Raw genomic sequence first — 11,228 nt, forward strand, 5'->3', positions numbered from 1 at the left:
GGCAGCCAAACGGCCTCGCCGTCTCGCCCGATCAGAAGACGCTCTACGTCGTTGAGGTTGGAATCTATAACACCAATATCCTGGAGAAGCCTCCGGTTGTTGGCGGTCCACCAAGCGCGGTTCACGCGTATGATCTCCTGGACGACGGCTCTCTTCGCTATCGAAACATGGTGGTGACATTTCCCACTGGGACCTGGGGTGACGGGATGACTGTGGATAGGGAGGGGAACATCTACGTGGGAGTCGGTGGCCCTCCTGGTAGCAATGGGGTTCACATCTATGCACCGAGTGGGCAACGACTCGCATTTCTGGCGACCGAGGAGACGGCAGTGAATCTCGATTTTGGGCGGGGTACCGACGCCAACCTTCTGTATGTGGTATGCGCCCGGTTTCCTTCTGGTTCGGGTCCGTGGACTCCACCCTCCAGTAACGGCCTGTACCGCATCCGGCTTCGAATGGAGTAGATTGCACGCAGAATTTTTGTGAGGTGTTGGGAGTCAAGCTTAATTGTAGACTATAGTCTCACGTACATATGCCGGGGAGGGCGTTCACGCTCTGTCGTAGCATATGTAGGGTGAGGTGCCGATGGCGGAAACCGCAAGGAGAGACTGGTCATGAAAATTGGAGTCGGAGCAGACCCCTTTGGCCTGGAACTGAAAGAGGCCGTGAAACGACATGTCCTGACACTCGGTCATGTGTGCGTGGATGTGGGCGGAACAAGGGATGAATCACGTTCCTATTATGATGTCGCTCATGAACTGGCCGGAAAAGTGGGTGCAGGTGAGTGTGATCGCGGGATCCTGGTGTGCGGTACAGGGATGGGCATGGCGATCATTGCGAACAAGCATCCGAATGTCTATGCCGCGGTGTGCGAAGATCCTTCCACTGCAACCAAAGCCCGATCCATCAACAATGCCAACGTACTCACCATGGGTGGCATGGTTACGGCATCTTACAAAGCCAAGGAGATCGTTGATGCGTTTCTGACAACTGAATTCAAGAGCGGGTGGGATGAGGAAATCCAAGCTTTTCTTGACCGTTCGATGGTCGATATCCAGCGCATTGAGTCCGAGGAATTCAAGGATTGAATTCAGGTAAAGGGAACAGGACGCGTAAAAATGCTTTTTCCAAAAAATCGCTTCGATGCGGACGAAATTCTGTATGACGTACGTCTACAGGTGTCCCGCACACGAAGGTTAGATCTCGTTCGCAAGGTCCGTCATCTTCCTGGATTGGTTTGATGGACTGGTTTTGGCCTGAGCGATCCGACTGCATGTTGAGCATCGGGTGTTAGTCTACGGACGAAAAACCGTCGCTAGCGAGATTTTGACCGAATTTCCCATGAACCTATAGTTGAAGATACTGCTTTCTGTAAAGAATGTTCTGACCTCTTGGATTCCCCGTCCTCTTTGCAGACCCACAACTTGACAATTTTTGTCGGTTGACAAAGAATTCGTCTGGTTTTAATTCAGGCCAGTGGGTAGGCTATGAGCCTATTTAAGGATTTTATATCATCCGATCCGCATAAGGATGCCGTGATAAATGGCCACATGTACAATAACAGACTGAAATTGCAAAAGTTAAAGTATCTTTTCAGATGAATCGGTGGCGCAAAGCATACAGGAAATCGAATGCCTGTAGCTAATGCGGATCTGCCTAATCCTTGTTTGGTAGCGAAAAAGGGCGGTTCAAGACTGGCGAATAAACGTATGTTGTTAGGTGCAAACCGGAGGATTTCATGGATAGTCAACATCCTTTGATTCAGCGTGCTCAAAAATATCAGTGCAAAAAAATCGACTTGTCGCCGGCTGGGTGCTTCTACGATGACTCCGTTGGAGCTTGGTGTGTCATCGAAACGGGTCAACTATGGGTGGACACCCCAGGACATAAGGGTCCCCGTACCAAAAAAAACGATATAGAAACTGGCGAGGATCAAAAAGGTGAGTGAAGAGCCGTGAGAGGAGGATTCGAAGATTACCATCCCCAGGTCTTACTTCTCGCGAGTCGGTACGATCTGACCTGCGATTACGTCGTAAGCCAGCTTAAGAGAAAGTCAATTCTGTACCTCCGCCTTAACACCGAGGATTTAAGTAACTCCGATGTAGAATTGGACCCCATTCAGCGGCGGCTCGTAGTTGAGCGTGGGGATAAAAGGTATTGCATAACTCCGCAGTGTCTCAGATCGGTGTTTTTTAGGCGTCCCGTCTTCCTCCGTGAATATGGAGAAAATCAATGTACAACGGAAGATAGGTTTTCAAATCTTCAATGGGCGGCGTTTGTTCGAAACTTAATGTTTTTTAGCGAAGCTCTCTGGGTCAATGATCTAACCGCCACATACAAAGCAGAGCACAAAGCAGTCCAGCTCTCGGTTGCATCTCGACTTGGCTTTGCTGTGCCACAAACCCGAGTGACAAACTCGCCACACCCCTACATGCTGGGCGAGAAGTCCCACTGTGTGGCGATCAAAGGACTCGACACTGTCCTATTACGAGCTGACGGCTATGAAATTTTCGGTTTCACTACTTTTGAATTCTCCGACCAATTGGAATCTGATGCATGGAGATCGGCTCCGGCAATAATCCAAGCTGCGTTGACAAACAAGCTGGACATTCGAGTAACTGTGGTCGGAGAAAGAGTATTTGCTGCTGCCATTACTGTGGGCGGAAATCCAGTTTCCGATGATTGGCGAATGCATAAGAGCGACGCGCAGTTTAGCGCATTTGAATTACCACCAGAGACTGTTGAGCGTTGCCGCGCGCTCGTCAGGGCATTGGGGTTGATTTTTGGAGCCATTGATCTTGCGTTATGCGACGGCGAATACTATTTCTTAGAGATCAATCCCACAGGGGAATGGGCTTGGCTTGTTGATTCGGCAAGGCTTCCAATAGATGAGGCAATTGCGGACTGCCTTTCGCAGGAGGTGTCTTTGGATGTGTTCTGAAATTCTAAGAAGGATAGATTCCGCATTGTTTGGTTCATGTCTTACTTTGCAAAAGGCTAATAAGCTAGTTCAAAAGAAAATTGAAGAGTGCGAAATAGATCAATTTGAAAATGACGAGCGACTCAACCTCTCTAAGCAGGATCTTGATGTCATGTTGACCCTTTCTATTCAGCGACTCGAGCGAGTCGAGAACAAGGCAATGGGAACGCTCCTGGGAATTGCAGTAGCGATTGCGGTATTTGGGGCAACATCTGGGCTTCTTGGGGATGATGGGCTTTTCGTAGGACACGGGTTAATTTTTAAAGATGTTGCGGCCGTAGGCCTCGTTTTGGCAATGCTGTACTTATTTGGGAGTGGAATCCTGTCATTGGGTTCATACAAGATTGGCCAAATCTATTACCCTATGCTGTCTGACCGAGCACCAGTCGTGTCCCCAAGCATGGAAGCGAAAGTGATCGTATATTCGATTGAGCAGAATCAGCGTGTCGCGATGTTGCGCTCTAATAGTTTATCAGCCTCGTTTGCGTGCCTCAGAAATGGGTTGCTAGTTGTTTTGATGCTGGGAATGTTTATGGTTTTTGTTGCGGGATTTGCCGTTGAGCAGAGCGGTTGTCCAACAACAGTTTCAACTAGATGAAGGGAAAGGGAGCAGATTTCTTTTCTGCCAATGGTCTTGGACATCCGCAATGTTGCACCTTGGACTCTAGGCCGAGCATATCCAGGATGACGCGGCTGACATTATGGTGACTCGAATTGGTGTTGCGGATTCACACGGTGTGCAGGGTGGTTGTAGCTTCTCTTCTTATAGAAAATCATAGCACGGTGGTTTCTCCAATTGAGCAAATGCGAGACATGACTGGAAATTTGTCTACGAGGAATATGAGGCAAGGGGCTGTCCGGTAGGCGGAACCTGGCGTAGGGGTGAAAAATAATCGATCCTCCTTTTTGCCTTTAGTTATTCGGAGGTAACTTGATGAATGCCATTGAATTATTGGTACCCGTGATGGTCATGGCTGGAATATTGGGTGGGTTAATTAATTTTTTTATAGCTGATCCAACGAACGAGGTCCCGCTTGCTTGGTGGAAGCATGTAATTATTGGCATTGGCGCGGCGTTCACGGTGCCAGTATTTCTCAATATGATCTCCAGTACCCTAATTGGCGAAATTGCTGGTCAACTTTCCGACGCAAAGATTCTGTCAAAGCTTTTAGTTTTTACAGGATTCTGCCTACTTGCTGCGATATCGTCGCGTAATTTTCTCCGCTCACTATCCGAGCGGGTATTGCAGGAGGTGAAAGCTGCGAAAAAACAAGCAGAAGAGGCTCGGGAAGAAGCTTCCGATGCACAAGCCGCTGTGGCTCCATTCATTGAAGAAGATATCGAACCGGTAGAGAATATGTCCGATCACGCTTCGGCAAATCTTTCTGAGTCCGATATTACCGAAGATGAACTTAAGATTCTCAAGGCAATGACTATGAGTCGTTTTTCGATACGTTCACTTACCGGTCTTGCAAAAGATGCAGGCATTCCTAAGGAGATTGTGAATGCAACCCTCGGTACACTTTTGCAGAGAGGGTTTGTTTCTGAAACTAAAAACAAACAGGGCCAACCACGTTGGTATGCAACACCGCTTGGTCGTTCTAAGACGAATTAAAAATCACTCGATTATTCACTTGTTCGGCTAGGTGTCTTTGGTAAAAAGGTGCGAGGAATCGTTTATTAACTCTTCATGCGGGTTTGGAAAGAAAGACTTTTGCCGCGTCGTTCACGGCTGGCCCCTCGAGCCTGGCTTTCCATATGGTCAACGGTAATGTGGGTGCTCTTACTGTTTGATCAGTCTCACGACTATGCCGGGTTTGAAGGGGTTTTGACGGAAGTCTCCGGTTGGACTGGGATACATTTCCCCGCCTATTGTCTAATGCCGACACACCGGCATCTTATCTGGTCTCGCCGAGAAAGCTCATCCCAAGACTCCTGACAATTCCCTTTTCCTTTTTCCAGTCCCATATCTTGAAATGTTTCGCCAATTGACGGAGAATCCGCTTTCGATTACTCCAGAGTCCAAGATAGGAGCCAACCCGAACACGTGATAGGCGATAATTCCAAAAACGCCTGCCTTTGAAAGACCAGAGATTGGGCACAAAAAGAAATGGCAACGTCTTATCCAGAAATAGAAAGCCTGTGTATACTTTTTTCACACAAACCGTCTAATAATAGTTAGGTGCTCGTGAAACAGCGAGCATCATTTTAATGATGCGTAGTTACATGAACCGCATATTACCGATTTACAACGTCAGCCCAAATGGAGACTCACCATGAAAGCCGTTGCTTACAAAACACCTGGTCCGATTGAGCGTGAAGATGCCCTCCAGGATATCACCCTTGATAAACCCAAAGCCGAAGGCCGAGATCTGCTTGTCAAAATCGTTGCCGTCTCGGTTAACCCGGTGGACACCAAGTTGCGTCTCGGTGCTGCGCCCGAAGGAAGCGATTGGCGGGTCCTTGGATTTGATGCCTCCGGCGTTGTCGAGGCTGTCGGGCCTGAGGTGCGGAATTTTAAACCGGGCGATGCGGTTTTTTATGCCGGTTCCATCGCGCGACCCGGCACCAACAGCGAATATCACCTTGTCGATGAGTGTATCGTGGGCCGCAAACCCGCCAGCCTGAGCGATGCAGAGGCGGCAGCACTTCCGCTCACGGCGATTACCGCCTGGGAAATGCTGTTTGACCGGCTCGATGTCAAACGCCCGACTCCGCAGGGGGGAAATATCATTTTGGTTATTGGTGGGGCGGGTGGGGTCGGCTCGATCACCATCCAGCTTCTGCGGGCGCTGACCGATCTCACGGTGATTGCCACCGCCTCGCGTCCTGAAACGCAGGATTGGGTGCGGAAATGCGGCGCCCATCACGTGCTCGACCACCGTCAGCCTTTGGCACCCCAGGTTAAGGCACTGGGTCTTGGCGCTCCCGGTTTTGTGTTCTCAACGACTCAGACCGGTCAGCACATGGCTGATATCGTCGAACTGATTGCGCCGCAGGGCCGTTTTGGCCTGATCGATGACCCCGAAGTGGTCAACGCGAAGCCGTTCAAGCGCAAAGCCGTGTCACTCCATTGGGAAATGATGTTCACGCGTTCGCTCTTTGGCACACCGGATATGGCGGAACAGGGCAAGCTGTTGAACGAAGTGGCGGCGCTGGTCGATGCGGGACGCATCCGTTCCACCGTGACCGAAGTCGCGGGCAAGATCGATGCGGCGACGCTTCGCAATGTGCATGCCCAGCTTGAAAGCGGCTTGGCGCGGGGCAAGATTGTGCTTGAAGGTTTCTGATGAGGTGTGGAACAGAGCCGAATCGTCTCCTTGGAGTGCCGACATGCCGGACAATCTGAACGCGAATAACCAGCATGCCATGGCCTTCTACCGCACTGCCTACTCATCCTCAAGTCTGATCACGAGCGACTTCCGCTTTTTTGAAATATGCCTGCTGAATATACCAGTCGAAAAAATTGATGGAAGCTCACGGCCGGTTTGTGATACATGTCACCGCAGTTTGTCTGGTAGTGATGGACTGTCACTTTATCCTCTGACTCCGTCGGATCAGAGAGCCATCAGATGAGAATGGGAACATACAGACGGACTCCTGTCTCAACCCTTCGGGGGGATTTGGTCCCTCGAAGTGAATCAACTTTCCGAGGGACCGAGGGAATGAGACGCTAACTTCCGATTGGACCGCCGTCGTCTTTGGTGATGACAATGCACGATGAGCGGGGCCTCTCCCCGGCCTCACCATCCGGCCACGAGCTGTAGTGCTTCGGGTCAGCCGGGTCGTTGACCGTTGGAGCCTCACCCGGGTGTTGGATCCCCACAAACATCGTCCTTTCATCGGGGGTGGTGCATATCCCCGTGATTTCACAGCCGTTTGGTCCAACGAGGAACCGCCGCGTCTCACGTGTCGTTGGATCGGCGCACAGCATTTGATTGTTCCCGAATCCGGCATACTCTCCTGAATTGATGGTGCTGGCGGAGACATCAGTTTGAATCCATGTCCGGCCGCTGGGAGCTACGTACACGCCGTCCGGCGAACCGTATTTGTCCCCAAAGATGGTCGATCCATGCGAGGCCTCCGCTGGATCGCCGCACAAAGCAAATATATCCCATTCAAAGGAATTTTCTGTCCAGTCGTGCTGGTATTTCCAGGTAATGATGTGCCCGTAATGATTCGGGCTGCGGGGGTTCGTTGCATCGATCGGAGGATTTGTCCCAGTGCCCCGTCGAGTGTTATTGGTGAGAGTGGCGATGACGGTCAGTGACTCAGGAAAGGTGTCGATCCATTCGGGTCGATCCATTTTCGTGGCCCCAACCGCATCGGCTGCCCCACGGGTATTGATCAAAATGTCAGTTAACGCCCAACCCGCCAGCATCGGATGGTCGGGTGTTAAGGGAATCCATTCGCCAAATCCCGTATCATGAAATTTGGCCACATAGAGGATGCCGTCATCTAAAGGGTGAATCCCGCGTCGGAGGGCGCTGCGCCAGGGTAATTTTGACACAAAACGGTAAATGTATTCGAACCGTTCATCATCGCCCATATACACCGCGACTTTTCCGTGTTTGGTTTCCTGAACCTTGGCCCCTTCGTGTTTTAACCGACCGAGCGCGCTTCGCTTCACTGGAATCGAATGAGGCTGAAAAGGATTAATCTCCACGATATAGCCGAAGCGATGTGGTTCATGAGGCTCTTCATCCACTCGGAAACGTCTGTCTGTGGTATGCCAAAGGTACCCAAAACCCTCACTGGTTATTCCATATCTGGCTTCCAGTTCGGTGGGCGGCTCGTTTTTTCGAAAATATCCGTTAAAGTTTTCCTCGCATGCCAGATAGGTTCCCCAGGGGGTCAATCCCACGGCGCAATTGTTCAATGTGCCTAATACTCTTCGACCTGTTGGATCTTCGCTGGTGACGAGTCGAGGATCGCCAGCAGCAGGTCCGCCAATGGTGATGGGAGTTAACCCGGTGATTCGACGTGCATAACGAGACCGGCGAACGACCTGCCATATTTTTCGTCGACCATGCCGGTGGAAAAACTGGTTTTCCTCGTGTTCATCGTGAGCATCATTCAATCCCTGTTTCCCCTGTCGAATTTCAATGATGGACACACCATGAGCATTGAGCGATTTTCTCGTTTTTTCCGAGTCCCAATTTGCAGTTCCATCCGGGAACAAGAGTTCATCATCGGTATACTCGTTATTTTGAACGAGGAGCCCGCGTCGAGAACCGAGAATTGGAAAATACACTAACCCGTCGTTATGCATGCCCCATTGCAAGGCTTGATCGTCGGCAGTATTACTTGCATCCTGCTTGAATGATGGCCCGCGGGAAACGGGATCGCCCCATGAAATAAGCACGTCCGCCGTGTATCCAGGAGGAACGACGACGGTATCTTCCGAAGAAACGGGAATGCCTTGAAACCCGAGAAGCGGATCTTGTTTCCGACCCCATCGGTAAGCCGAAACGGGAACTGCATGCAGTAAGGCCTCAATCCCTCCGAGTGAAAGTGTCGCTGCTACGGCCAAGCTTCCACTCAGGATATTGCGGCGGGACATTCGAGCTCCAAGGACCTCGATGAAGGTATTATTGTCAGAAGGATTACTCACTTGGTTGTCATCATCACATTTGGGCATGCTTGCCTCCCTTGTTAGGTTTCCACAGGCACTGAGGTTGAGTGAATCTGTTTGGGAAATATAGAGACATCCGGCGATTTCCTTAATTGAGACGCCCAAGATTGATGAACTGCGTCTCTCCGTTTGAATCATCGACTCCGTCATTGTCCGTCACAATGAGGGCGTTTCCATTCGGAAGGACGGTTAATCCCTCAACCTTTTCAGTGATTGCGCCTTGGGGTGCTTGAAGGTCCGGAATCAAGTCACGGACCAAAGTTTTGGTCAGGACAGGAAATGTACCCCCTTCGGCAACCGGATCAACGCCGAGGACAGAAAACGCATAGATTTTTTTAATGCGGGCATCGCGGCCGGCTTGATTGTCCCGCTCGATCACCCAAAACGTCTCGGGACCGACCGCGACAATTTCCGATAGCCCCACCCAGCCACCATTCGGCGATTCACGTGGATCAAGGGGGTAGTAAAAAAATGCCCATTCCCCGGTGTTCGTATCATACCGGGCAATTCGCACATTCCCTGCCGGATCGTCTACCCACTCTCGTTGAATGGCCACGTACACGAATTCCCCGGTGCCGGAGGGTTGCTCAACGGTGGCGACACCTTCGAATCCGAATCGTCGTTGTTTGGCGTTGGTGGTATCCGGAAGATGAATGCGTTCCAGAAGGGTTCCATCCTCGGCGACTTGGTATAACTCATTCAGGGAGGTGACCGGACGCTCAGGGTCATCAACGCTTCCCCCACCTTCCGATGCGACCCAAAAGCCCCCAGGAGGCCGAATGGCCAAACCCTCTATATCCAAATTGACGGTGTGGCCGTTTTCTCTGAGAATGATAGGCTGAGTGATGACTGCAGGAAATCCTGTCACATCTACTTTGAACAGCCGGCTTTCTTTATAGAAACTATCTTGCGCGGCATACACATGGTCAGAGGTTGTGGGATCGGCTGCTAATGTGGATAGCGCTCCCCATGGAATTGGTAACCCGTTTTGATCATCGGCCGATAGGATGGTTGGATAGGCCGGATTTTCGCGTCCCAATTCATAAATGGTGATGACGCTCCGGAATCCAGCGATTCGATCATCGTTTTCGCTGGCGGAGACCAATAAATTTCGATGGGGAATGGCTTTCAGTCCTTCCGGACCGTTGCCCGTAGGAAGGACCTGAAGAAATTCAGGACGGTGATTGTGTCGGAGTCGATACACCGTAATGACACTTGAGCGTTCGGATCCCACAAAGAGGTAGTTGTTCTTTCCATAGTCTCCGTATTCAATTCCCTCGGGTTCGTTGCCTTTATTCTCCGAGCGAGCTTCAGGATAATGCCCGATACGAGCCATCAGATGTTCCATGGAATGGCCCGAGGTAAAGCGCACATCACCGGTGGTATTGAAGATAGTAAAACCCCGGCTTCCCCCCACTAAATCCCCTTCATCGGCCGTCGCCAATCGATGTTTCGAAATCCACTTCACGGCATCCGGTTCTCTGCGGACATCATTCAAACTGCTATTCAATTCGATGAGATCGTTTTCATTCGTATCAATATCCGTGAGATCGACGGTTCCTGCTTCCCAATGGTTGATAACCTTTCCTGTTTGGAGATCAATGAGGGCGAGGTGGTTATTTTCCTGCAGTGTGACCACTGCGATATTTTTCTGGTTGATATCGATAAATTCCGGCTCTGGATCGGTGGGGAACAGCGTGGGGACCCCAACCAGATCCACTGTGCGGGTGGTCCAGTGTGTGGGATTGCCCTTGATGTCGACGATGACCACGAAACCGGGTGGAGATTGTGGCGGTTCTCCATTCCCCAGTTCTTCGTCTCGTTCATTCTCAATCGCAATGGCTGCGTACTTCCCATCGGGGCTGACGGCAATACTGTCCGGCTGTCCCCCAAGGTCGATACTTCGTACGATTTGGCGTGTGTTGAGATTAATGATCTGTAGAACACCGGAAGTATTGACAAAGTTTTCACTGGTATTGACGACACCCAACGCATACTTCCGCACAACCGCGACTGACGTGGGTTCTCCGCCAACAGCAAGCGTCCCATCAGGTCGGGGATCCGATGGATCACTGATATCCACAAATCCGATATTCTGCGTTTGACTATCCGTGTAAATTAGCAGTTGCCCATTTTCACTAGCCGTCACAATTTCTGCGACGGTTTCTGTATTGACGTCCGAATTGAGAAAGACGGGGAATGTGGCAATCCGACGGAAATATTTCTCCGGACTTCGGGACTCCCTGTCGTCGGCATGCAACGGAGGCGTCAAGGCGGTTCCGATCATGGCCAACCCCGCTATGCATGCGAAGACGTCCCGTCCGACAGACTTTGTGTCTGACCATGTAGGCCAAGGGCGTGAAATATTCTGACGTAAGTTCATAGAAATCTCCTTTTGGAATTGTGTTGTACTATTGTTTGTTCTGAGAGCCTGACGCTTGCTCAAAGAAATGAAGGTTGTTGGGGTAGTCAGTCATGAACGTATGTGGTGGAGTAGTGATTTCTGCTGTTTGTGATAAGTTCCCGTCTTTTCGGGATCTTCGTGGTTCACTCTCCCTCGCGTTCCCTTTCCCCAAGACTATTGAGTTCATGCTTTCGATCAATGCATGCGTT

8 protein-coding genes are annotated in these 11,228 nt (G+C 50.7%); 6 read left to right on the plus strand and 2 right to left on the minus strand.

From position 1 onward, the window contains the following. From H6750_13275 to H6750_13300, 6 genes are all read left to right on the plus strand, one after another. Positions 1-464, plus strand: a 464-nt coding sequence (locus H6750_13275; protein ID MCB9775275.1) for an SMP-30/gluconolactonase/LRE family protein, incomplete at its 5' end; no start/stop codon positions are given. A 150-nt stretch (positions 465-614) separates the two neighbouring features. Further along, a complete protein-coding gene (locus H6750_13280) occupies positions 615-1,088 on the plus strand; it encodes an RpiB/LacA/LacB family sugar-phosphate isomerase (GenBank protein ID MCB9775276.1) in 474 nt (157 codons plus the stop codon). Positions 1,089-2,455: 1,367 nt separating this feature from the next. After that, complete coding sequence (locus H6750_13285; protein MCB9775277.1) at positions 2,456-2,941, plus strand: hypothetical protein; 486 nt, start codon at positions 2,456-2,458, stop codon at positions 2,939-2,941. After that, the gene (locus H6750_13290; GenBank protein MCB9775278.1) at positions 2,931-3,578 is read left to right on the plus strand and encodes a hypothetical protein; all 648 of its coding nucleotides are present in this window, start codon (positions 2,931-2,933) and stop codon (positions 3,576-3,578) included. The genes H6750_13285 and H6750_13290 overlap by 11 nt, the downstream gene beginning before the upstream one ends. A 336-nt stretch (positions 3,579-3,914) precedes the next feature. Next, entirely contained in the window at positions 3,915-4,595 is a 681-nt protein-coding gene (locus H6750_13295) for a hypothetical protein (GenBank protein MCB9775279.1), read from the plus strand. A gap of 661 nt (positions 4,596-5,256) precedes the next feature. Then, a complete protein-coding gene (locus tag H6750_13300) occupies positions 5,257-6,270 on the plus strand; it encodes a zinc-binding alcohol dehydrogenase family protein (protein MCB9775280.1) in 1,014 nt (337 codons plus the stop codon). Between the two features lie 383 nt (positions 6,271-6,653). Here the strand turns inward: H6750_13300 and H6750_13305 are convergent, their stop codons facing one another. Further along, entirely contained in the window at positions 6,654-8,621 is a 1,968-nt protein-coding gene (locus H6750_13305; GenBank protein MCB9775281.1) for a PhoX family phosphatase, read from the minus strand. 82 nt (positions 8,622-8,703) lie between these two features. Further along, complete coding sequence (locus H6750_13310) at positions 8,704-10,902, minus strand: esterase-like activity of phytase family protein (GenBank protein MCB9775282.1); 2,199 nt, start codon at positions 10,900-10,902, stop codon at positions 8,704-8,706. Positions 10,903-11,228 lie beyond the last annotated feature (326 nt).

This window comes from Nitrospiraceae bacterium (assembly GCA_020632595.1).
In the GTDB taxonomy this organism is placed as follows: Bacteria; Nitrospirota; Nitrospiria; order Nitrospirales; family UBA8639; genus Nitrospira_E.